The 22,707-nt window shown below is 73.9% G+C and carries 22 protein-coding genes; 9 read left to right on the top strand and 13 right to left on the bottom strand.

Features of this window, described 5'->3' with window-relative positions:
- The first annotated feature begins 26 nt into the window (after positions 1-26).
- Genes ACFV9T_RS14485 through ACFV9T_RS14475 form a run of 3 tightly spaced genes read left to right on the top strand, consistent with a single transcriptional unit; the run spans position 27 to position 3,767 of the window.
- Positions 27-1,007, top strand: coding sequence for a hydroxyacid dehydrogenase (locus tag ACFV9T_RS14485; RefSeq protein ID WP_385439929.1), 981 nt, complete (start codon positions 27-29; stop codon positions 1,005-1,007).
- Between the two features lie 55 nt (positions 1,008-1,062).
- Positions 1,063-3,012, top strand: a complete 1,950-nt coding sequence (locus ACFV9T_RS14480; RefSeq protein WP_385439898.1) for a DUF2264 domain-containing protein — start codon at positions 1,063-1,065, stop codon at positions 3,010-3,012.
- Entirely contained in the window at positions 3,009-3,767 is a 759-nt protein-coding gene (locus ACFV9T_RS14475) for a sugar phosphate isomerase/epimerase family protein (protein WP_385439897.1), read from the top strand. Before ACFV9T_RS14480 ends, ACFV9T_RS14475 begins: the two co-directional genes overlap by 4 nt.
- 4 nt (positions 3,768-3,771) lie before the next feature.
- Here ACFV9T_RS14475 and ACFV9T_RS14470 read toward each other — a convergent pair whose 3' ends face one another.
- Positions 3,772-4,314, bottom strand: a complete 543-nt coding sequence (locus tag ACFV9T_RS14470) for a hypothetical protein (protein ID WP_385439895.1) — start codon at positions 4,312-4,314, stop codon at positions 3,772-3,774.
- A 177-nt stretch (positions 4,315-4,491) separates the two neighbouring features.
- Here ACFV9T_RS14470 and ACFV9T_RS14465 point away from each other — a divergent pair, with 177 nt between their 5' ends.
- Entirely contained in the window at positions 4,492-5,478 is a 987-nt protein-coding gene (locus ACFV9T_RS14465; RefSeq protein ID WP_385439893.1) for a pirin family protein, read from the top strand.
- Positions 5,479-5,537: 59 nt separating this feature from the next.
- Here ACFV9T_RS14465 and ACFV9T_RS14460 read toward each other — a convergent pair whose 3' ends face one another.
- The 4 genes from ACFV9T_RS14460 to ACFV9T_RS14445 form a co-directional block, all read right to left on the bottom strand.
- Positions 5,538-6,383 carry a lysophospholipid acyltransferase family protein gene (locus tag ACFV9T_RS14460; RefSeq protein WP_385439891.1) on the bottom strand — a complete coding sequence of 282 codons (846 nt, stop codon included), beginning with the start codon at positions 6,381-6,383 and terminating at the stop codon, positions 5,538-5,540.
- 8 nt (positions 6,384-6,391) lie between these two features.
- Positions 6,392-7,150 (bottom strand): GNAT family N-acetyltransferase, encoded by a 759-nt coding sequence (locus ACFV9T_RS14455; RefSeq protein ID WP_385439889.1) that lies wholly within the window; start codon positions 7,148-7,150, stop codon positions 6,392-6,394.
- Between the two features lie 140 nt (positions 7,151-7,290).
- Entirely contained in the window at positions 7,291-7,968 is a 678-nt protein-coding gene (locus ACFV9T_RS14450; protein WP_385439887.1) for a peptide deformylase, read from the bottom strand.
- Positions 7,969-8,310: 342 nt separating this feature from the next.
- On the bottom strand, positions 8,311-8,817 hold the full coding sequence (locus ACFV9T_RS14445; protein ID WP_385439885.1) for a winged helix-turn-helix transcriptional regulator: 507 nt from the start codon (positions 8,815-8,817) through the stop codon (positions 8,311-8,313).
- A 93-nt stretch (positions 8,818-8,910) separates the two neighbouring features.
- Here ACFV9T_RS14445 and ACFV9T_RS14440 point away from each other — a divergent pair, with 93 nt between their 5' ends.
- Genes ACFV9T_RS14440 through ACFV9T_RS14430 form a run of 3 tightly spaced genes read left to right on the top strand, consistent with a single transcriptional unit; the run spans position 8,911 to position 11,943 of the window.
- A complete protein-coding gene (locus ACFV9T_RS14440; RefSeq protein ID WP_385439882.1) occupies positions 8,911-9,690 on the top strand; it encodes a methyltransferase domain-containing protein in 780 nt (259 codons plus the stop codon).
- A gap of 37 nt (positions 9,691-9,727) precedes the next feature.
- The gene (locus tag ACFV9T_RS14435; protein WP_385439880.1) at positions 9,728-10,210 is read left to right on the top strand and encodes an NUDIX domain-containing protein; all 483 of its coding nucleotides are present in this window, start codon (positions 9,728-9,730) and stop codon (positions 10,208-10,210) included.
- Positions 10,211-10,230: 20 nt separating this feature from the next.
- Positions 10,231-11,943, top strand: a complete 1,713-nt coding sequence (locus ACFV9T_RS14430) for a GAF domain-containing protein (protein ID WP_385439877.1) — start codon at positions 10,231-10,233, stop codon at positions 11,941-11,943.
- Here the strand turns inward: ACFV9T_RS14430 and ACFV9T_RS14425 are convergent.
- Both ACFV9T_RS14425 and ACFV9T_RS14420 read right to left on the bottom strand, forming a co-directional pair.
- Positions 11,882-12,844: a hypothetical protein gene (locus ACFV9T_RS14425; RefSeq protein WP_385439876.1), complete on the bottom strand. Its 963-nt coding sequence runs from the start codon at positions 12,842-12,844 to the stop codon at positions 11,882-11,884. The two genes, ACFV9T_RS14430 and ACFV9T_RS14425, sit on opposite strands and share 62 nt — an antisense overlap.
- Positions 12,845-12,896: 52 nt before the next feature.
- Complete coding sequence (locus ACFV9T_RS14420) at positions 12,897-13,628, bottom strand: response regulator (protein ID WP_385439874.1); 732 nt, start codon at positions 13,626-13,628, stop codon at positions 12,897-12,899.
- Positions 13,629-13,823: 195 nt separating this feature from the next.
- On the opposite strand from ACFV9T_RS14420, the gene ACFV9T_RS14415 reads away from it, so the two are divergent.
- A complete protein-coding gene (locus ACFV9T_RS14415) occupies positions 13,824-14,405 on the top strand; it encodes a hypothetical protein (RefSeq protein ID WP_385439872.1) in 582 nt (193 codons plus the stop codon).
- Between the two features lie 63 nt (positions 14,406-14,468).
- Here the strand turns inward: ACFV9T_RS14415 and ACFV9T_RS14410 are convergent, their stop codons facing one another.
- From ACFV9T_RS14410 to ACFV9T_RS14390, 5 genes are all read right to left on the bottom strand, one after another.
- Positions 14,469-15,137: a CBS domain-containing protein gene (locus tag ACFV9T_RS14410; RefSeq protein WP_385439869.1), complete on the bottom strand. Its 669-nt coding sequence runs from the start codon at positions 15,135-15,137 to the stop codon at positions 14,469-14,471.
- A gap of 26 nt (positions 15,138-15,163) precedes the next feature.
- Complete coding sequence (locus tag ACFV9T_RS14405) at positions 15,164-15,865, bottom strand: pyridoxamine 5'-phosphate oxidase family protein (RefSeq protein WP_385439867.1); 702 nt, start codon at positions 15,863-15,865, stop codon at positions 15,164-15,166.
- A 6-nt stretch (positions 15,866-15,871) separates the two neighbouring features.
- Positions 15,872-16,939 (bottom strand): alcohol dehydrogenase catalytic domain-containing protein, encoded by a 1,068-nt coding sequence (locus ACFV9T_RS14400; RefSeq protein WP_385439864.1) that lies wholly within the window; start codon positions 16,937-16,939, stop codon positions 15,872-15,874.
- Between the two features lie 292 nt (positions 16,940-17,231).
- Positions 17,232-18,143 (bottom strand): universal stress protein, encoded by a 912-nt coding sequence (locus ACFV9T_RS14395; RefSeq protein WP_385439862.1) that lies wholly within the window; start codon positions 18,141-18,143, stop codon positions 17,232-17,234.
- Positions 18,140-18,796 (bottom strand): CBS domain-containing protein, encoded by a 657-nt coding sequence (locus ACFV9T_RS14390; RefSeq protein WP_385439861.1) that lies wholly within the window; start codon positions 18,794-18,796, stop codon positions 18,140-18,142. Before ACFV9T_RS14390 ends, ACFV9T_RS14395 begins: the two co-directional genes overlap by 4 nt.
- A gap of 162 nt (positions 18,797-18,958) precedes the next feature.
- Between ACFV9T_RS14390 and ACFV9T_RS14385 the strand changes: the two genes are divergently transcribed.
- Positions 18,959-21,343: a phosphoketolase gene (locus ACFV9T_RS14385; protein ID WP_385439859.1), complete on the top strand. Its 2,385-nt coding sequence runs from the start codon at positions 18,959-18,961 to the stop codon at positions 21,341-21,343.
- A 15-nt stretch (positions 21,344-21,358) separates the two neighbouring features.
- Here the strand turns inward: ACFV9T_RS14385 and ACFV9T_RS14380 are convergent, their stop codons facing one another.
- Positions 21,359-22,648 carry an FAD-binding protein gene (locus ACFV9T_RS14380; protein ID WP_385439856.1) on the bottom strand — a complete coding sequence of 430 codons (1,290 nt, stop codon included), beginning with the start codon at positions 22,646-22,648 and terminating at the stop codon, positions 21,359-21,361.
- Positions 22,649-22,707 lie beyond the last annotated feature (59 nt).

Raw genomic sequence — 22,707 nt, 5'->3', positions numbered from 1 at the left:
GCCCCCGCCCGCGCGCCGCCCTGGCCATGACGGAGCGCACCGCCCGCCAGGTGCTCGGCTCCGGCGCGCTGGACCGGCTCACCACGCTCCTCGACCTCGATCCGGACGTCGTCCTCGACGACTTCACCACCCCCGCCGCGCGCCGCGCCCTCGCCGACGCCGAACTCCTCGTCACCGGCTGGGGCTGCCCGCCGCTGGACGGCCGCGCCCTGGCCGCCGCGCCCCGGCTCCGCGCCGTCGTCCACACCGCCGGGACGGTACGCCACCACATCACCGACGCCTGCTGGGAGCGCGGCATCGCGGTCTCCTCGGCGGCCGCGGCCAACGCCGTACCCGTCGCGGAATTCACCCTCGCCATGATCCTGCTCTCCAACAAGCGCGTCCTCGACATGGCCCGCGACTACCGCGCCGAACGGAACGCCATCGACTGGAGCGCACGCTACCCGCGGGCGGGCAACTACCGCAGGACGATCGGCATCCTCAGCGCCTCGGAGATCGGCCGCCGGGTGATCGCGCTGCTGGAGCCGTACGACCTCGACGTCCAGCTGTACGACCCGTACGTCACGGCGCCGGACGCCCGGGACCTCGGCGTACGCCAGGTGGGCCTGCGGGAACTGTTCGCCACCAGCGACGTCGTCAGCGTGCACACCCCTCTGCTGCCCGCCACCCACGGCCTGGTCAGCCGGGAGCTGCTGGCCGCCATGCCGGACGGCGCCACCCTGATCAACACGGCGCGGGGCGCGGTGCTGGACCAGGCGGCGCTGACCGACGAGGTGGTGGCGGGCCGTATCCACGCGGTCCTCGACGTCACCGTGCCGGAGGTCCTGCCTGCCGAGTCGCCGCTGTACACCTGCGACAACGTGCTCCTCACGCCGCATATCGCCGGGTCGAAGAGCGGTGAGCTGCGGCGGCTGGCCGACCTCGCGATCGGCGAGGTCGAGAACTACGTGGCGGGCCGGGACTTCGCGCATCCCGTCCTCCACGAACGGCTGGACCGCTCCGCGTAACCGCCCCCGCGACACGGCCGCCCCGGACGCACCGGACAAGGAGACACACCCCCACATGTTCGTACTCGACCTCCCCGAAGACGACCGCTCCCTCAGCCCGCACACCGGATACACCCGCGCCCACTGGGAAGCCGCCGCCGACGGACTGCTGCGGGCCGCGCTCCGCTTCGCCACCCCCCACCACGCGCTGCTCGACCTGCCGGGGCCGCCGTCCCAGTCCGGGGTCCGCTCCGACGGGCTCGAAGGGTTCGCCCGCACCTTCCTGCTCGCCGCGTTCCGCGCGGCGGGCGACCACGGCAAGGACCCGCAGGGCTTCCTGGAGCGCTACACCGAGGGCATCGACCGCGGCACCCGCACCCCCGGGCGCGACGACGCCGAATCCTGGCCGCTGATCGGACACCACGGGGTGCAGGGCCAGCCCATGGTGGAGTCCGCCTCCATCGCGCTCGGGCTGCGCCTGACCGCGCCGTGGACCTGGGAGGCCCTGACCCCGGACGCCCGGGACCGCACCGAGGAGTGGCTGCGCGGCGCGCTGCGCCACGCGCCCGCGCCCAACAACTGGTACCTCTTCCAGCTCACCGTCGCCGGTTTCCTCGAATCCGCCGGCCGGGGCGACGCGGAGACGACCCGCGCCATCGACCGCGCGCTCGGCCTGCTCGACGGCTGGTACCAGGGGCAGGGCTGGTACTCCGACGGCGACGGACGCGCCTTCGACCACTACAACGGCTGGGCGCTGCACATGTATCCGCTGCTCCACGCCCACCTGGCCGGGGACCAAGCCCTGCTGGACCGGCTCGGCCCCCGGCTGGAGGAATTCCTCGACGGTTTCGGGCTGCTCTTCGACGCGAACGGCGCCCCCATCCACCACGGGCGCTCCCTCACCTACCGCTTCGCCGCCGGAGCCGCCGTGGCGCTCGGCGGGCTCACCGGCCACACCCCGTTCGCGCCCGGCACCACCCGCCGCCTGCTCAGTGGCGCGCTCCGCCACTTCCTCGACCGAGGCGCGCTCACGACGGATGGCATCCTCGGCCTCGGCTGGTACGGGCCGCACCTGCCGACCGTGCAGCGCTACTCCGGACCCGCCTCGCCCTACTGGGCGTCGAAGGGTTTCCTCGGCCTGCTGCTCCCGGCCGACCACCCCGTATGGACCGCCCCCGAGGAGGCCGCCCCGGCCGAGGGGCCCGACCGGGCGCTCGCGCTGCCCGCCCCCGGGCTGCTCGTCCAGACCACCGCGAGTGACGGGCTGGTGCGGCTGCACAACCACGGCAGCTGCAAGGTGCGCCCCTGGGAGGCGGAGCGGCCACCGGCCGAACCCCTCTACGGGCGGCTCGCCTACTCCACCCGCACCGGCCCCACCAGCGCCGACAACATCCCCGACAACCACATCGCGCTCCGGATGCGCGGTGTGCGCAGCGACCGGCTGCGCATCGAACCGCTCGCCTCGGGCCCCGGCTGGCTGGCCTCCTCGCACATCCCGCTCTTCCCGCCCGGCGGCCCCGTCCTGCCCGCGGCGCGCCTCGACAGCCTGACCCTGGTGCGCGGCAGGCTCGAACTGCGGGTCCACCGCACCGTCAACATCCCGGCCGGGACGGCGGTCCACCACACCGGCTGGGCCGTCGCGCTGCCCCCGGGCACGGCCACCGAGACCGACGCGACCGACGGCGCCCCCGAAGTCACCCTCGCCGGGGCGGAGGTCACCGGCCAGCTGCTCGCCCTGCACGGCTGGGACACCTCCCGTACGGTACGGGCGCCCCGGGGCACCGCGTACGGGACCTGGGCCCTGGTACCCGAGCTGACCGGCAGCGTCGGCGAGGGCCCGGACGGCACCCTCTTCGCCGCGCTCGCCTCGCTCACCGGCGAGCCCGGCCCGGCCCCGCTCACCGGGCTCGCCACCGCCGAGGCCGCCGGATACACCGTCACCGTGCGCTGGCCGGACGGCGCACGGACCGTCGTGGACTTCGGCGACGCGAGCACCGCTCCCACCGTGACGGAGGAGACCGCGTGAGCCGGTTGGGCATCTGCTCGGTCACCCTTCGCCACCTCGACCCGGCGGGTGTGATCTCCGCCGTGGCGGGGGCGGGTCTGGAGTGCGTCGAGTGGGGCGGCGACGTCCATGTGCCCCCAGGCGATACGACCGTGGCGCGGGCGGTGCGCGAGGCCACCGTGGACGCGGGGCTCGCGGTCGCCTCGTACGGCTCGTACTACCGCGCCGGGCACACCGACCCGGGGGAGTTCGACGCCGTGCTGCGCTCGGCCGTGGCCCTCGGCGCGCCCCGGGTGCGGATCTGGGCGGGCGTCACGGGCACCGACGCGACACCGCCGGAACAGCGCCGGGTGGTGGTCGAGGACACCCGGCGCGCTGCGGCGCTCGCGGCGGACGCGGGCGTGGAACTCGCCTACGAGTTCCACCGCAACACGCTCACCGACGGCGCCGCCCACACCCTCCGCCTGCTCGACGAGGTGGACCGCCCCGGGGTGCGCACCTACTGGCAGCCGCCGGTCGACCTGCCCGACGCGGAGGCGCTGACCGGGCTCGATGTGCTCGGTGGCTGGGTCGCCGCCGTCCACGCCTTCTCCTGGTGGCCGGGCACCACCCGGCTGCCGCTGACCGCGCGCGCCCCGCTGTGGCGCCGCGCGTTCGAGCGGCTGAGCACCGAGGGCGCGGCGCCGCTGGACGTGCTGCTGGAGTTCGTCCCCGGGGACGACGAACGGCTGCTGCCGAGGGAGGCGGCGACGCTCCGGGCGCTCGCCGCCGTGTGAGCGGTTAGCCGGTGCCGGGCGAGGACGGTGCCGCACCCGATGAGGAGGCGGCGCCCGGGGAGGAGCCGAACGCGCCGCTCTCCTCGATGGTGCCGCCGAACTCGCCCCGGAGCGTCTTCATGTTCTTCGTCGGGGACGAGGACAGCGCCCAGCGGTTGCCGACCAGATAGACCCCGCCGTACATCTGCGCGGTCTCCAGCCAGTCGCGCTGCGCCTTCATGCTGATGAAGTCGAGGAAGAGGAACTTCCCCTTGGAGTTCGTGCAGACCGCCTGCCGGTAGTCGTCCACCTCGGTCGTGAACTCCGGTTTACAGCCAGCCGATTTCGCCAGCTGCTCCACCCGCGCGGGCTTGGGCGCGGCGCTCGACTCGCCGCCGCCCGGCCGCGCCGTCGCACCTTTGCCGCCCTTGCCGCCCGCGTTGGCGTCCGCAGAACCGCCGCTGCCGCCGCAGCCGGTGGCCAGCAGCACGCTCGCCACCGCCAGCACCGGCGCCATGCGCCGCCCGGGGCGGCGCCGCGTTCTGACCGGGTGGGGTGAAGCTTCCATCAGGCTCCCTCTCGCTTCCGGTGCGTACCTCACCCCCAGGGGTACGGACGAGCGGAAGCGGTTGTTCAGCGCCTTCCCGGTCATTGCCCGGATGCGGGAATGCGACCGAATGGTTTAGCGTTCAACAAGACATCGGTGGCCGACCGGCCGCCGAGCACCCGCAGGGAGGAGAGCGCCATGCCCGCCGTCACCGTCGAGAGCACCGTGCGGCTGCCCCACGTCCCCGCCCCCGATCCGCAGACCGCGCCGCCGCGCCCGGTCCGCTCGGTGACGGGCGCCCCGCGCGGCTTCGAGGGGGAGGGCTTCCCGGTCCACCGGGCCTTCGCCGGGGCCTCGCTGCGCGATCTCGACCCGTTCATCCACATGGACCAGATGGGCGAGGTGGAGTACGCGCCGGGCGAGCCCAAGGGCACCCCCTGGCATCCGCACCGCGGCTTCGAGACCGTCACCTACATCATCGACGGCCAGATGGAACACCAGGACTCCAACGGCGGGGGAGGGCTGATCGCCGACGGTGCCACCCAGTGGATGACCGCCGGTGGCGGCATCCTGCACATCGAGACGCCCCCGGAGCACCTGGTGGTCTCCGGTGGCCTCTTCCACGGCATCCAGCTGTGGGTGAACCTGCCCCGCGCCAACAAGTGGAACCCGCCGCAGTACCAGTCCATCGAGGGTCCTGAGGCCGCGTTGCTCTCCTCGCCGGACGGCGGGGCGCTGGTGCGCGTCATCGCCGGTGACGTGGCCGGACACCAGGGGCCGGGCGGCACCTTCACCCCGATCACCATGATCCACGCCACCCTCGGCCCGGGCGCCCGGCTCGATCTGCCCTGGCGCCCCGACTTCAACGCGCTCGTCTACTCCCTGTCCGGACGCGGCACGGTCGGCGCGGAACAGCGCCCGCTGGACGCGCACGAGCTGGCCGTCTTCGGCCAGGGCGGCTCCCTGAGCGTCGCCGCCACCGAGCGGCCGGACAACCGCACGCCCAACCTCGACGTGCTGATCCTCGGCGGCCAGCCGATCCGTGAACCCGTCGCGCACTACGGCCCGTTCGTGATGAACACCAAGGCCGAGATCGCCCAGGCGGTCGAGGACTTCCAGAGCGGCCGCCTCGGCGTGATCCCCGCCGAGCGGATCCCGCACACCGAGGGCACGGAGCGGAACTGAGTACGTACGGTGTCCGGCGCGGGGCCGGACACCGTACGTCATCTGTCAGCTGATACCTGTCATCTGTCAGCTGTTATCTGTTCTTCGTGAACGGACAGCCGCGCACCGCACACCGTCGCCTGCGCCCGGGCGGCCAGGGCGCGCCGGTCGTCGGTCCCGGGCGCGGGGCGCAGCGGCCGGTGCGTACGTACCCGCACCGTGAGCCCGGTGGCGCTGGCCACCCGGCGCAGCGAGCTGCTGAAGTCGTCCTCGCCGACGAAGGCGGCCACCGTGGTCGGTGCGCCGTGCTGGACGTAGTCCAGCGACACCGGCCGCACCGGGGCGCCCGCGTCGAGCGCCGCCTGGAAGGTGGCCCGCCGGAAGCTGCCGCCCGTCCCGGCGCACCAGGTGACGCCCTGCGGGAAGACCATCACCGACTGACCGGACCGCAGCAGGTCCGCCATCTCCCCTACGCTGTGGGGGAGTTGGCGCAGGGAGCCGCGGTCGATGAACATCGTGCCCGCCCGCTTCGCCAGCGGACCGACCACCGGCCAGGCGCCCACCTCCCGCTTGGCCAGCATGACCACCGGCTCGACGGCGAGCAGCGCGATGATGTCGAGCCAGGAGATGTGGTTCGCCACCACCAGCGTGCCGGTCCCGCCCGATGCGCTGAGGGTGCGGTCGCCCGCCACGTCCAGCCGGATGTCCAGCGCGTCCAGCATCGCCGCGGCGGTCGAACGCAGCGCCTCCGGGTCGGCGATGCGCTCGCCCCGGAGGAGCGCGCCCATGATCGCCCGGCTGAACGCCGCGTAACGGCGGGCGATCCGGGTGGTGGGCAGCCGTTCCGCCGCGTGCGACACACAGCTGGGGGAGCAGGGGGACCAGGCCGCCCACGCGTGCGCCGGAACGTTCGCGTTGACGCTCACCGGCAGGGTCACTGGGAATCGCCGAGGAAGTAGCGGCGGTAGCGGTCGTTCATCCGCTCCGTGTCCAGCAGGACGAAGAAGTCGGCGTCGTTGAAGGCGCGGTCGTGCTGCGGGGAGCCGCACATCCAGGCGCCGACCCGCAGATAGCCGCGGAGCAGCGGCGGCAGTTCGGAGTAGCCGGGCTGGGCGTCCAGGGTCTGCGTCGGAACCCACGGGTCGAGCGGGTGGACCCGCAGCTCGGGCGGGGCGGCGTGCTTGCTGGTGCCCAGCAGCCAGGCGTTCGCCGCGGCCTGCTCGCCCTCGCCGAGCGGGACCGAGGCGCAGCCCGCGAGGTAGCGGTGGCCGGACAGCAGGACGTAGCGGGCGAGACCGGCCCACATCAGGTTGATGACCGCGCCGGAGCGGTGGTCGGGGTGCACACAGGCGCGCCCCGCCTCGACCATCGAGGAGCGCACCTCCTCGGGGAGCCCCCGCAGATCGAACTCGGTGTCCGAGTAGAGCCGCTCGCTGCGCCCGGGAGGCAGCAGCCGGTAGGTGCCGACCACGGTGTCCGTCGCGGTGTCGGTGACGATCAGGTGGTCCATGACGTCGTCGAACTCGTCCACGTCACGGCCGGGGAAGGGGGTGTTCAGCACCCCTCCCCGCTCTTCGCCGAACACCTGGTAGCGCAGTCGCTGCGCGGCGTGGATCTGCTCCTCGGTATGGGCGATGGAGGTGACGTACGAGCTCGTGGAGGCCGCAGCCGGGGACGTCGTGAGCACGGACATTCCTGTTCTCCGTTCAGGGGACCGTCAGGAGCGGTGATGCCACCACTGTTGCTCCGGCTCCGAACGGCACAGTGTCCGCGTGGTGATTCGACGACTGCCAGCCGATGACGAAAACATGCCACAGGTCGGTCGGCGAGGTGTTATGGGGCGCTGTGGGGGTGCTGGCGTCCATGAGGCCCCTGGTCCCCGGGGAGCGGGAAGCCCAGTGCCCGGGCCGCGGCGGCCGGGGTGGGCTGTGACCAGTGGTCGGCGACGGCCTGTGCGGACGAGAGGGAGCGGGTTTCGGCCAGATCCAGATAGAGCACACCGTCCAGATGGTCCGTCTCGTGCTGGACGATCCGGGCGGGCCATCCGGTGAACTCCTCGTCCAGTTCACGCCCCGTCTCGTCCTGCCCGCGCAGCCGGATCCGCTCGGGGCGGCTGACCACGGCCTGCCAGCCGGGGACGCTCAGACACCCCTCGAAGAACCCGGCCCGGGCGTCGCCGACCGGTTCGTACGACGGATTCACCAGCACCCGGTACGGCTGCGGCACCCGGCCGCGCGCCTCGCGCACCTCGGCCGCCACCTCGGCCGGGTCCTCGATCACGGCGAGCCGCAGCGGCACGCCGATCTGCGGAGCGGCCAGCCCCACGCCCGGCGCGTTGTGCATCGTCTCGCGCATCGCCGTCAGCAGCCGGTCCAGCTGGCCGCCGGACAGCTGGCCGTCGTAGGGGAGCGCGGCCTGCCGCAGGACGGGGAGACCGGCGGAGACGATGGGGAGTGGGCGGCAGCCGTCGAGCAACTCTTCGACCAGCTCGGACAGGGAGGTGGTGGGCATGGGGACAGCCTGGCAAGGAGGCCGGGCCGGGGCAATCCGTCCGGCGTGCGGCAGTGCGCGGAACGGGAACTTCCGCTTGATGCTCACGATCGGACAATGAGTGAACGCGGCGCGGGCGCGCTCCGTACCCGCCCCTGAGCCGCCGGGGAATCCCACGCCTCCGCGGCTCGTCCGGGTCCTCCCGAGACTCGGTTCGCTGCCGCTCCGCGGTGTCTCTCCCCGGTTGTACGCGGCGGAGCGGCAGCCCCAGGTCGGCCCCCGGTCAGCTCCCGGCCGGAGGCGGACCACCGGCGGCCGCGGAGTCCCGGACCCCGTGGCCGCCGGTGCGCCGCCCCCGGACCGTCACTCCGGTTCGCGGGAGGCGAGCAGCGGGCCCAGGACCCGGGTGCCGGGGCCGGTGCGGCCGCCGGGGCCCGGCAGCTGGGTGGTGTTGTCGACGGTCAGCGGATCGCCGCAGTGCGCGCACGCGGTGACGGGCGTGGTGTCCCGGCCGCAGGTCAGATGGCGGACGCGGGCCGGTACCCCGTCCGTACCCGCGCACCAGCGGTCGCCCCAGGCCATCAGCGCCAGCAGCACCGGGTACAGCTCCTCGCCCTTCCCGGTCGCGCGGTAGTGCTCGCGCGGCGGCCGCTCCTGATAGCGCTCCTTGACCAGAACGCCCTCCTCGACGAGCCGGGACAGCCGGGCCGCCAGCACCTTGCGGGAGATGCCGAGGTCATGGGCGAGGTCGTCGAACCGGCTGACCCCGGACAGCACGTCCCGCATGATCAGCGCGGTCCACGCGTCGCCGAACAGATCGGTGGCGCGGGCGATCGAGCAGGCCACATCGGCGAGCGGAGTACGGGTCATGCCCCGACCCTACCCGCGTTCCCTCGGGGAACCCGGAGTGTTAAGTTTCCTCAGGGAACTCACCATCGCCCGCGCCTGCGACGGAGGAAGACCATGGCAGCCACCCCGCGCACCCCGCGCATCGAGCTGGACGCACCCTCGCCCGAGGCCGTCGACGGCCGCCAGATCAGGGCCGTCGCCTTCCAGAAGTGCCGCATGGACTACGTCCGCACCACCCTCACCGCCCTCGGCCGCACCCCGGCGGGGCGCCGGGCCCTGGCGGTCGGCAGCGGCCGGGGGCTGCTGGCGAGCGGTCTGGCCGGGCTCGGCTTCGGCGTCACCGCCGTCGACCCGTCCGCCACCGCCACCCGCATCGCCCGCGAGACCCACCCGCACGGCCACCCCGCCGTCGACTACCGGACCGCGCCCGCCGGGGAACTGGGCCTTAACGACGCCTCGTTCGACCTCGCCTACTACGCCGACACCTTCGAGATCACCCCCGATCTCGACCGGGTGCTCGCGGAGGCCGCCCGCCTGCTGCGCCCCGGCGGCGTCCTCGTCTACGACACGGTCAACCGCACCCCGCTGTCCCGGCTCGTCTACCTCGGCGCCTTCCAGCGCCTCCCGCTCACCCGGATCATGCCCCCGGGCCGCTACACCGCCGCCCGGCTGCGCACCCCCGCCGAGCTGACCGCCGCGCTCGACCGGCACGGCCTGCGCAACGACGACATCTGCGACTTCCGCCCCCGCGACCCGCGCGGCCTCATCACGGCCACCGTCGCCCGCCGCCGAGGCCGCATCACCGACGAGCGGATCCCGCCGCTGGCCGGGTTCGTCCTGGCCCCGGACGCCCGGCCACGGGTGACCTACCTCGGATACGCCGTCAAGCGCTGAACGCGGCAGCCCGCGCGTTCCGGCGCACACTGGCACTGTGACGGGTAAACGCAGCGCCGGGATCCTGCTGTACCGCGGGACGGGCCCGGACACCGAGGTTCTGCTGGGCCATATGGGCGGGCCGTTCTGGGCCGCCCGGGACGAGCACGCGTGGTCCGTACCCAAGGGCGAGTACGAGGGGGACGAGCTGCCCGAGACCGCCGCGCGGCGCGAGTTCCAGGAGGAACTGGGGCTGCCGCCGCCCCCGGGCGACCTCCGCCCGCTGGGCACCGTACGGCAGACCGGCGGCAAGCTGGTCACGGTATGGGCCCTGGCGGGCGACCTCGACCCGGAACGGATCACCCCCGGCACGTTCGCCATGGAGTGGCCGCGCGGATCCGGCCGCACCCGGGAGTTCCCGGAGCTGGACCGGGTCGCCTGGCTGGACCTCGACCGGGCCCGTACGAAGATCGTCGCGAAGCAGCAGCTCTTCCTCGACCGGCTCGGCGAACTGCTCGGCGGGGCGCCCGGGCCACGCTGACGGGAAACACGGTGGTGGGCATGGAGAACGTACGAGGTTCCGAGTACCTGCCCCGGCTGCGCCTGGACGAGCTGCTGGAGGAGCTGCAGGTGCGCATCGACGCCGTGCGCGGCACCCAGGACCGGCTGCACAACCTGCTCGAAGCGGTCCTCTCGGTCGGCCGCGAGCTGGATCTGCGCCAGGTGCTGCGGCGGATCGTCGAGGCCGCGGTGGTGCTGGTGGACGCCGAGTACGGGGCCCTGGGCGTCGTCGGCGACGACCAGCGGCTGGCCGAGTTCCTGCCGGTGGGCGTCAGCCAGGAGCAGCGCGAGGCGATCGGCTCGCTCCCGGCCGGGCACGGCATCCTCGGCGAGCTGATCCGCCACCCCGAGCCGCTGCGGCTGGCCGAGCTGTCCGAGCACCCCGCCTCGTACGGATTCCCGCCCGGCCATCCGCCGATGCACTCCTTCCTGGGCGTGCCCATCCGGGTGCGGGACGAGGTGTTCGGGAACCTCTACCTCACCGAGAAGCGCGGGGGTAAGGAGTTCGACGGCGAGGACGAGACGGTGCTGTCCACCCTCGCCGTGGCCGCCGGGGTCGCCATCGAGAACGCCCGGCTGTACGACGAGGCCCGGCACCGCCAGCACTGGCTGGAGGCGAACGCCGAGGTCACCAACAACCTGCTGTCCGGCATGGACGAGACCGGGGTGCTGGAGCTGATCGTCGACCACGCCCGCCGCATCCTCTCCGCCGACCTGGGCGTGCTGATGCTGCCCGTCACCGGCTCTGACTCCCTCCAGGTCGCGCTGGCGTCCGGCACCGACGCCGAGGCGCACCGAGGTCTGGTGCTGCCCCGCGAGGGCACGTTCGCCGGAGCCGCCTTCACCGCCTCCGAGCCGGTCACCAGCACCGACGTCGCGAACGACCCCCGGATCACGGTCGGCCCCCGGCGCTGGAACGGCCTCGGCCCGGCCGTCGCGGTCCCCATGCGCACCAGCGACGGGGTCGGCGGCGTCCTCTCCCTGGCCCGTACGGAGGGCAGCCCCGCCTTCACCCAGATCGAGACGGACACCCTGCTCGGCTTCGCGGGCCAGGCGGCGATCGCCATGAAGCTGGCCGAGCGGCGGCGCGACGCCGAACAGCTCGCCCTGCTGGAGGACCGCGACCGCATCGCCCGCGATCTGCACGACCTGGCCATCCAGCGGCTGTTCGCGGCCGGGATGACGCTCCAGTCCACTCTGCGCTTCGTCCAGCACCCGGAGGGCTCCGAACGGCTGCTGCGGGTGGTGGACGACCTCGACGACACCATCAAGATCATCCGCTCCACGATCTTCGGGCTGCGCTCCCACGAGGCGGGTCCGGCGGTGCAGGGGCTGCGCGTCCGTACCGCCAAGACCATCGAGGAGGCGGTGCCCGCGCTCGGCTTCACCCCGGCGCTGCGCACCGAGGGCCTGGTCGACACCGATGTGCCGCGGCCGGTCGCGGACGACATGGTCGCGGTGCTCGCCGAAGCGCTGTCCAACGTGGCCCGGCACGCCCGGGCGCACACCGCCGAGGTGACGCTGATCGTACGGGGCGCACGGCTCGCCCTGACCGTGACGGACGACGGCGTCGGCATCCCGGACGGCGGCCGCCGCAGCGGTCTGCGCAACCTCGCGGAGCGCGCCGAGAAGCTGGGCGGGCGGCTGGACCTCAGCGCACCCCGGGACGGTGGCACCCGGCTGGTGTGGGACGTGCCCCTTCCGGACCGCTGACGCCCACGTCCGCAGCGCTGGTTTCCGGAGCGCTGACGCCTCCCAGCCGGATCAGCATCTGGACATGGCCGGGCGCGCGCCGCCCGTCGCTCAGCGCCCAGCGCAGATCGGACCACTCCAGCGCCTGGTGCAGCAGCGAGGCCCGGATGCCGTGCGCCGTCGCCAGCAGCAGGACGTGCTCCAGCGCCTGACCGGCCCGCAGCCAGTCGGCGCGCCGGTCGTGGGCCGTGGTGAGCACGGCGATCGTCGGCCTGCTCTCGACGAGCGCGGTCACCGGCAGGCCCTTGGAAATGCCGTACGGACCGCTGTCGCGCCCCCGGCAGCCGTCCGCCCCCGGCCCGTGGTGGTCATCGGCGCTGCGCCGCTCGGCCTCCGCGGTCAGCTCCAGCAGCCGCGCGGTCTCCTCGGGGCCCGCCGGATAGAGCGACGCCCCGTCCAGGCGCGCGGCCTCGGTGAACGCGCCCAGCTCCCGTGGCGGCAGCCTGCGCCCCGGGAACGGGAACCGGCCGCCGGGCCGCCGCCAGATCATGTCGTACAGGGTGGTGGGGTGGGCGCCGTCGGGGTGCGGGGCGGGGACGCCGTGCGGGGCCATGGTCAGCCGTACGGTGGCCAGCAGGTCCGGCTGGGAGCGGTGCGGCAGCAGCCGTACCACCGGCTCCCAGCCGAAGTGGGCCACGGCCACGCGCAGATTGCACACCGCGGCCCCGGCGGAGACGCACAGCGCCCGCCCCATGGGGTCGGCCTGCCGCAGCCCGCGCTCCGGGGCGGCCCGGACCTCCAGGGCGACGGTGTCCGGGTTCAGCCGGTACCGCCACGGCTGGGCGTGGAGCATCGACGGAGCGGCGACGGCGGCGGAGATCAGCTTCTCCAGCGTCGCCGCGTCCAGTACTGCGGGCTGCATGGTCTTCTCCTCGCCGGGGGCGGGCCGATGGTCGGAGCGGGGACGGGCAGGGTCAGCGGGGCGGGGCAGGACGGGCGTCGGGAGCCTGCGCCGGGGGCGGGGACGGGGGCGTGTGGCTGGCCAGGACGGCGGCCTGGATACGGCGTTCGACGCCGAGCTTGGCCAGCAGCCGTGAGATGTGGTTCTTGACCGTCTTCTCGGACAGGAAGAGCCGCTTGCCGATCTGCCGGTTGGTCAGTCCCTCGCCGATCAGCGCCAGGATCTCCCCCTCGCGCGGCGACAGCCCGGCCAGCGCCTCGTCCCGGGGCTCCTGCGGGGCGGTGTCGCCGCGCAGGCTCCTCATCAGCCGGGCCGTGGTGGCCGGGTCCAGCATCGACTGGCCGGACGCGACGGTCCGTACGGCGGAAACCAGGTCGGACCCCTTGATCTGCTTGAGCACATAGCCCGCGGCCCCGGCCATGATCGCGTCCAGCAGCGCATCGTCGTCGTCGAACGAGGTGAGCATCAGACAGGCCAGCCCCGGCATGCGGGAGCGCAGTTCCCGGCAGACCGTGATGCCGTCCCCGTCCGGCAGCCGGACGTCCAGGATGGCCACGTCGGGCCGCAGCGCGGGGCCCCGGGCCAGCGCGTGGTCCACCGTGCCCGCGTCGCCGACGACCTCGATGTCCGGCTCGGCGTCCAGCAGATCGTGCAGCCCGCGCCGTACCACCTCGTGGTCGTCGAGCAGGAACACCCTGATGGGCGCCGGTGGTGTCGCCCGTGTCCCGGCCCAGGTCTCGGTCATGGCGCCCTCGCCGTCGTTCCGCTACGTACGTACGTACGTCCGTCCGGCCCCCGGTAGTCGAGCGTGGCGCATCCGCCCCGCGCCGCACCAGGGCCGAACGGGCCCCCGCACGGCCGCGACGGGACCGAAAGGCCCCCGGTGGAGAGGGCTGCACGGCCCTCGTCTCACCTCCGTACGCGTGCCACGGTCTGAATCATGGGCACGAACGTGCGGGGGCGGTGGTTGTGGCGATGGCGGCGCAATCCCCTCAAACGCCGCTCGGACGTGGTGGAAGCCTGGGTGGTCCTGGTGACCGGCCTGGTGATGGTGGTCGGCGGCCCGGCGGCGGGCGTCGCGACCGGCGACGCCGTCGCGGACGGCCTGCGGCAGGAGCGCGCGGACCGGCACCGGGTGCCCGCGGTGCTGCTGGAGAACGCGCCCGCCGCGCTGCCCGCCGCCGACGGCACGGACACCGCGCGGGTGCGCGCCGAGGTGCGGTGGACCGGGCCCGACGGCGTCGTGCACACCGGCACGGCGCGGGTCGACGAGGGCAGGCGCGCCGGTACGGCCACCACGGTCTGGACCGATGACCGCGGCCGTCTCGTCACCGACCCGCCCACGGAGCGGCAGGCCGCGACCCGGGCCACGCTGGCCGGGGCATCGGCGTCGGCGGGGGTGTGCCTGGTGTCGCTGGTGGGCCGTGGGGTGGTGCGGTGGCGGCTGGACCGGGGCCGGGAGCGTGAGTGGGAGCGGGCGTGGGCCGAGGTCGGACCCCGCTGGACGCGCCGCCTGAGGTAGCCGCGTCATCCGTCACCCTGCATGTGTTCTCAGGCTGCGTGTGTTCTCAGGCTGCATGTGTTCTCAGGCCGGTGGCCCCGCCGTCAGATGCGTCGTGGTCAGCTGGTTGTCGAAGTCCACGACGCCCTCGACCGCCCGGATCAGCCGGGCCGCGGCCGGGATCAGCACGGCGTCCCGGACATGTCCGGTGAGGGTGACCACGCCCTCGCTCACCCGTACCTCGACCGCCTGACCCGGCGCCGGGAAGAGATGCGCCACCACCTCGCGGCGCACCTCGTCCTCGATCTCCTCGTCCGGCCGCAGGAACACCTTCAGCAGATCGGCGCGGCTGACGATGCCCTCCAGCCGTCCCTCGCCGTCGACCACCGGAAGCCGCTTGACCCGCCGATGGGTCATGATCCGGGCCGCCTCGGCGAGCGTCGCGTTCGCGTGCACGGTGATGGCCGGGCTCGTCATCAGCTCACCGGCGCTCACCGCGCCCGCCTTGGCGATGCCCGGGAGGTCGCGCAGCTGGGACAGGCGCGCCGGATCGCTGTCCCGGAACTCCTCCTTGGGCAGCAGATCTGCCTCGGACACCACCCCGATGACCCGTCCCTCGCCCGCCAGCACCGGCAGGGCGCTCACCTTCCACTGCTCCAGCGTCCTGACGATCTCCTTGAACGGCGCCTCGCGGCCGACGGCGACGACGGTATGGGTCATCACATCGCTCACGATGCGCGCGGTCCGGGACACGGAATCCTCCTGCTCTCAGCGCTCTGTCACCCCGGGCCGCCCAGCACCCGGATCCGGCGGCCGGTGACGCGCTCGGGCTCGATGCGCAGCCACAGGTCGCGGCCGCCGCCGGGCCAGGGCGGGGTGTACGCCGCGTCGTCCAGCCGACGTACCGCCGCCGGGTCGGTGACCCGCCGGGCGCGGCCCACCACGAGCACGCTCCAGCCCTCGCTGAGCGCCTCGTCGATGTGGTCCACCTCGAAGGCCACCTCGGCGCCCGCCGCGGCCGCCGGTGTGGCGTCGGGCGCGGTCCGGAACACCACGGCGTCGTCCACGACGCTGTAGTTGACGGGCACGATGGCAGGGCCCGGCGCGGTGGAGACCGAGACCCGGCCCACGCCGTGCGTGGCGAGCAGGTCCCGGCATTCCCGTGGGCTCAGCTCCAGCAGATCGGCGTCGTGCCCGGCGCGGCCGAGGCCGGGCGGGGACATGGCGGTGCCGCCGTGCAGTTCGGCCGCGCTGGTCTCCAGGGCCGCGGCGAGCCGGAGCAGGACTCCGGCGCCCGGATCGGCGGGGTACTCCTCCACGTAGCGCACATAGCCCGGCGAGGTGCCCGCCCGCGCGGCCAGGGCCGCCCGGGAAAGGCCGAGCTGTTCGCGTCGCAGCGCCACCCGGCGGCCGAGGTCGCCGCCGCCTCCGGCGCCGATCGGCCGGGTGTCCGCGTGAGCCGTCCTCGATGCTTCGGCCATCGCCGTTCACTTCCCTCGGGTGACCAGGGGTGGATGGTGTCCGCCGATCGCCACCTTGAGCGCGCCGGTGTCGGCGGACCCGGCGAACACGTCGTACGCCTCCTCCATCTGGTCGAGTTCGAACAGGTGGGTGATGAGCGAGGACGCGGGCAGTCGGCCCGCGGCCAGCATCGACAGCAGCGTGGGCGTGGAGTACGTGTCGACCAGCCCGGTCGTGATCGTGATGTTCTTCTTCCACAGCTCTTCGAGGTGCAGCGTCGCGGGCCGGGCGTGTACGCCGACGTTGGCGATCCGTCCGCCCGGACGCACCATGCGGGTGCAGATCTCGAAGCTCCGCGGCGTCCCCACCGCCTCGATCACCACATCGGCGCCCAGCCCCTCGGTGAGGTCGTCGATCAGCCGCTCGGGCTCCTCGGCGGCGTCCGCCACCGCGTCGGCCCCGACCTGCTTGGCCGCGTCGAGCCGGGACGGGGCGAGGTCGACGGCGATGATCCGGCCGGGGGAGAAGTACTCGGCGGTGGCGATCGCGGCGAGCCCCACCGGGCCCGCGCCGACCACCGCCACCGTGTCGCCCGGCGCGACCCGGCCGTTGAGCACGCCCACCTCGTAGGCGGTGGGGAACACGTCCGCCAGCAGCACCGCGTACTGGGCGTCCGCCGCGGCGGGCAGCGGATGCGTGGACAGATCGGCGAACGGCACCCGGACGTACTCGGCCTGCGTGCCGTGTATCGAACGCCCCAGGACCCAGCCCCCGCCACCACGGCACTGCCCGTACGCGCGCTCCCGGCAGAACCGGCAGTGGCCGCAGGCCGAGATGCACGACACCAGCACCCGGTCCCCGGGGCGTACGCTCCGCACCTCGCGGCCGGTCTCGACCACCTCGCCGACGGCCTCGTGGCCGAGGACCGTACCGGGCCTGACGTCGGGCACCTCGCCCTTGAGGATGTGCAGATCGGTGCCGCAGACGGTGACCGTGTCGACGCGGACGATGGCGTCGGTGGCGTCCTCGATGCCGGGGTCGGGCACGTCCTGCCAGGAGGACAGCCCTTGCCCCTGGAAGACGAGTGCTTTCATGGCCACTTCCTCTCGTGCGGGGCGTTGGCGCTGGCGTCGCGGCGCCGGGGGCCGCCCGCTTCTCGTGGGCCCGGATTGCGCGGTGCGCGGTACGCGGTGAGTGCTTGCCGGTCCGCTTCTCCGCGTCGTGTCGAATGCCCCCGGTGCCGGTTCCAGCCGACCACGAGGCCCCCACCCCCCGCCTAGGGCCAACCGGCCCCACCCCAGGTCAACCGGCCCAACCACCCCCGGCCAGGCCGCCGGGGCCCCGCCGCCCCGGCCCCTGACCGCTGGCCCCTCGGCGGGGTGGGGGTTAGCCCACCGGGACCAGGACCACCGGGCAGTGGGCGTGGTGGAGGACCGCGTGGGTCACCGGGCCCAGCTGCATGCCCAGGCGGGCCGTTCGGCGTTGCACCGCCAGGACCAGGACGTCCGCCGCTCGCGACGCCTCCACCAGGGCCTGGGCCGGGGCGGTGTGGGTCGTGTGTTCCTGCACGCGCACCTGGCCGAACTCCTCGCGCAGCGCGGCCACCACGCGGTACGTGACCTCCTGGTCCCGCTCGGCCCGCAGGGCCACGGCCTCGCGGGAGGGGAGGGCGTGGTCGCCCGCGAAGAGGCGGGGGCGGGCCCAGGCGTACAGCACGCGCAGGCGGGCGCGGCGTCGTATCGCGTCCTCGAAGCCGTACCGGGCGGCCGCCTCGTCCGCGCCGCTCTCCACGCCGACCAGCACCTTGCCGTGGCCCTCGGGCCCGTACGCGGGGGCCGGGGTGTCGCCCCGTACGACCAGCAGCGGGCGGTGGGTGTGGGCGGCCAGCCGCAGGCCGACCGAGCCCAGCAGCAGCCCGGTGAAGCCGCCCAGCCCCCGGGTGCCGATGACGATGAGCGAGGCGCGTTCGCCGATCCGCAGCAGTTCGGGCACCGCGTCCTGCGGGGTGAGGGTGGGGACGATCCGCAGGCCCGGGTCCTGCTCGGCGGCCCGCGACATGGCCAGCCGCAGCACGGTCCGGGCGACCTCGACCGGGGGCCGCTGCGGCTCGGTGTCCGCGTCGAAGGCGAGCGGATCGGTCCGCGCCCAGGGCCAGGCGTGCACGATCTCCAGCGTGGCGCCGCGCCGCCGCGCCTCGCCGACCGCCCGGTCCAGGGCGTGCCAGGCGCTGTCGGAGCCGTCCAGGCCGACCACGACCCGGCCGCCGTTGCGCGACGTCGGCCGTACGGGCTCCGTCATGACGCACCGCCCGAGGGGGCCGCCGTACGGGAGTCGTCGACGCGGTAGGTGAGGCGGTCCACGACCGCCACCACCCCGTCCACCTGCGCGGCCATCCGCACCGCGATCGGGATCTCGCTGTGCCGGTCCAGCTCCCCTTCCAGCCGTACGACACCGTCGGTGACGGTCACCCCGACGGCGTGCGGCCCGAGCCACAGGGACCGCACCAGCACCTCGTCGATGACCTCCGCGCGGATCTCGTCGTCCGGGCGGAGGAAGACGCGGAGCAGATCGCGGCGGGTGACGATGCCGATCAGCCGGTCCTCCTCGTCGACGACGGGCAGCCGCTCCACCCGGTGGCGCGCCATGGAGCGCGCGGCGTCGACGATGGTGTCCTGCGGGCGCACGGTGACGGCGGGGCGGGACATCAGCTGCCCGGCCGTCGCGGGACCGCCCATCGCGGGATCGGCCGTCGCGCGGTCGGGGTGGGCGGGATCGGAGTGGGCCAGATTGGTGCCCGTGATCACGCCCACGACCTTGTCGTCCTCGTCCACTACCGGCAGCCCGCCGATCCGGTGCCGGGCGAGCAGCGCCCCGGCCTCCTCGGACGAGGCCCCGTGGCCGATCCGGACGACGTCGTCGGTCATCACGTTGCCGATTTTGCGATGCTTCATCCCCGCCTCCTCGCGGACCAGCCTCCACCGGCCGCGCGCCCGGCCACTTGGGCTGCCCGGGGTCGGGTCAGGGCCGAACGGCCCGGGTCCGACCGTGACCCGACCGGCAAAAGGGGTACGCATCACTCAAAGCAGGTCGAGGACGAGGTGAGAGAGAGGCTCATGTCCGACGCGGCGACCACGGCCCCCACCGAGCACGAACTGCGCGCCCTGCACGCCCACTGGCGCGCCGCGAACTACCTCGCGGCCGGCCAGATCTATCTGCTGGCCAACCCCCTGCTGGCCGAGCCCCTGCGCCCCGAGCACATCAAGCCGCGGCTGCTCGGCCACTGGGGCACCTCACCCGGGCTGAACCTCGTCCACACCCACCTCGGCCGGGTCATCAAGGCCCGTGACCTGGACGCGATCTGCGTCTGGGGCCCGGGCCACGGCGGGCCCGCGGTGCTCGCCGGGTCCTGGCTGGACGGCAGCTACGCCGACGTCTACCCGGATGTGAGCCGGGACGCGGCGGGCATGGCCCGGCTCTTCCGGCAGTTCTCCTTCCCCGGCGGGGTGCCCAGCCATGTCGCCCCGGAGACCCCCGGCTCGATCCACGAGGGCGGTGAGCTGGGCTACTCCCTGGCGCACGCGTACGGCGCGGCGCTCGACAACCCCGGTCTGCTGGCCGTCTGCGTCATCGGCGACGGGGAGGCCGAGACCGGGCCGCTGGCCGCCTCCTGGCACGCCAACAAGTTCCTCGACCCGGTGCACGACGGCGCCGTGCTGCCGATCCTCCACCTCAACGGCTACAAGATCGCCAACCCGGCGGTGCTGGCCCGGCTCCCCGGCCCCGAGCTGGACGATCTGCTGCGCGGATACGGCCACGAGCCGATCCACGTCGCCGCGCGCCCCGGGGACGATCCGCTGCGGACGCACCGGGCGCTGGCCCACGCCATGGACCAGGCCCTCGACCGGATCGCCCTCCTCCAGCGCACCGCCCGCGAGGAGGACGCCGTCGAGCGCCCGCGCTGGCCGGTGATCGTGCTCCGTACGCCCAAGGGCTGGACCGGACCGGCCGAGGTCGACGGCGTGCCCGTCGAGGACACCTGGCGCGCCCACCAGGTGCCGCTGCCCGCCGTCCGGGAGAACCCGGAGCATCTGCGGCAGCTGGAGCGGTGGCTGCGCTCGTACCGCCCCGAGGAGCTGTTCGACGGCCAGGGGCGCCCGCGCCCCGACGTCCTCGCCACCGTCCCCGAGGGCGACCGGCGGCTCGGCGCCAATCCGCACGCCAACGGCGGACTGCTGCTGCGCGATCTGCCCATGCCCGACCTCGCCCGGTACGCGGTGCCCGTCGACAAGCCCGGCGTCACCCTGCACGAGCCGACCCGGGTCCTCGGCGGGCTGCTGGAGCAGATCATGGAGGACACCGCCGACCGCCGCGACTTCCGCCTCGTCGGCCCGGACGAGACGTCCTCCAACCGGCTCGACGCCGTCTACCGGGCCACCGGCAATGCGTGGCAGGAGGATGTCTTCCCCACCGACGAGCATCTGAACCGGCACGGCCGGGTCATGGAGGTCCTCTCAGAACACCTCTGCCAGGGCTGGCTGGAGGGCTATCTGCTCACCGGACGGCACGGCCTGTTCTCCTGCTACGAGGCGTTCGTGCACATCGTCGACTCCATGGTCAACCAGCACATCAAGTGGCTGAAGGTGGCCCGCGACCTGCCCTGGCGGCGCCCCATCGCCTCCCTCAACTACCTGCTGACCTCCCATGTGTGGCGGCAGGACCACAACGGCTTCTCGCACCAGGACCCCGGCTTCGTGGACCATGTGCTCAACAAGAGCCCCCAGGCCGTACGGGTGTATCTGCCGCCGGACGCGAACACCCTGCTGTGCGTGGCCGACCACGTCCTGCGCAGCCGCGACTACGTCAACGTCGTCGTCGCGGGCAAACAGCCCTGCTTCGACTGGCTCGACCTCGACCAGGCCCGGGTCCACTGCGCTCGCGGCGCCGGAAGCTGGGACTGGGCGGGTACGGAGAGCGGCGCGGGCGAGCCCGATGTGGTGCTGGCCGCCGCGGGCGACGTGCCCACCCAGGAGGTGCTGGCGGCCGCCGGGATCCTCCGCCGCCATCTGCCCGATGTGGCCGTGCGCGTGGTCAACGTCGTCGACATGACCCGGCTGCTGCCACGGGACGCGCATCCGCACGGGATGCCGGACGCCGAGTTCGACGCCCTGTTCACCCGCGACCGGCCGGTCATCTTCGCCTACCACGGCTACCCGTGGCTGGTGCACCGGCTGGCCTACCGGCGCGCCGTCCACCCGCGTCTGCATGTGCGCGGCTACCAGGAGTCGGGCACCACCACCACACCGTTCGACATGGTGGTCCGCAACAACCTGGACCGCTACCGCCTGGTCATGGACGTCATCGACCGCACCCCGGGCCTCGCGGTGCGCGCCGTGTCCGTACGCCAGCGGATGCAGGACGCCCGCGCCCGCCACCACCAGTGGATCCGCGACCACGGCACCGATATGCCCGAGGTCGCGGAGTGGTCCTGGACCGGCTAGCGGGCGGTTCACCGGTTACCGGGTGGCGCGCCAGGAGTCCGCCGGGAAGTATCCGTTCAGGAAGGCGTTGCGGAACTTCCCCGCGGGGTCGTGGTCGGCCAGCAGCCGTCCGAAGTCGGCGGCCCGCTCGTACGAGGCGACGATCCGCTCCGGCGAGGCCGCCGTGAGCTTGCCCCAGTGCGGCCGCGCCCCCAGCGGCAGCAGCAGTTCCTCCATCGCGGCCACCACCTCGATGACCGCGGCGTGGTCCGGCACCCAGGTGAAGTGGAGGGCCACACAGTCGCGGCCGTACGCGGGGCTCAGCCACAGCTCGTCCGCCGCCACCGTGCGCACCTCGGAGACCTGGACCACGGGCGCGATGCGGTCCCCGAGGCCGCGCAGCGCCGCGAAGGCCTCGGTGGCGGCGGTGCGCGGCAGGATCAGCTCCGACTGCAGCTCGTCGCCGTTGCTCGGGGTGAAGTCCGGCCGGAAGTGCGGCAGCCGCTCATGCCACGGCCCGGGCGAGCCCAGCTGTTCGGTGCAGTGCAGCGGTGGCATCGCGGGCACCGGGTGGTGGTGGCGGTCGGCCGGGTGGCCGCCCAGCCACGGCTGGCCCGGCTCCGGCGGGCCCGGCAGATCCGTACGGCACTTCAGCCACACCACGCCCTCGTCCGCGTGCCAGTCGGTGAAGACACTGACGCTGTACGCGGCGGCGAAGATCTCGTCGAAGCTGTCGCCCAGCCGGTCCAGCGGCAGCCCGGTCCACACCCACTGCGCCACCTCGTACGCGGGCTCGATGTCCAGCGTCATCGAGGTGACGACACCGAGGCCGCCGAGCCCGACCACCGCGCCGGAGAGCCGGTCGGTTCCGGTGTCCCGGCGCAGCTCGGACACATCGCCCTCGGGGCCCACGATCTCCAGGCCCGCCACCGACGCGGCCAGACAGCGCTGTACGTTGCCGGAGCCATGGGTGGCGGTGGCGCAGGCGCCCGCGACCGTGATGTGCGGCAGCGAGGCGAGGTTCGCCAGGGCGTAGCCCGCCAGGTGCAGTTCCTCGGCCACCTGGGCGTAGCGCATGCCCGCGGCGATGGTGGCCGTCGCGCCGCCGGGGTCGATCTCGACCCGTTGTGGCATCCGTTCCAGGGACACCAGATCGCCGTCGGTGTCGGCGATGCGGTTGAAGGAGTGGCCGGTGCCCAGCACCCGGACCTGGTCGGCGGAGCCGACGATCCGCCGCAGTTCGGCGAGCGAGTCCGGGCGGTGCAGGCGGGCCGCGCCGAAGGTGATGTTCCGTGCCCAGTTGGTGGTGGCTCCGGTGGTCAGCATCCGCGCTCCTGCTTCTCGCTGGGGGCCGGGCCCGCTCCGGGCCTGGGGGGACGTGGCAA

It is taken from the genome of Streptomyces sp. NPDC059850 (genome assembly GCF_042731515.1).
GTDB lineage: Bacteria > Actinomycetota > Actinomycetes > Streptomycetales > Streptomycetaceae > Streptomyces.
The sequence above is the reverse complement of the archived record's forward strand: the minus strand, read 5'-3'. Positions and strand labels throughout refer to the sequence as shown.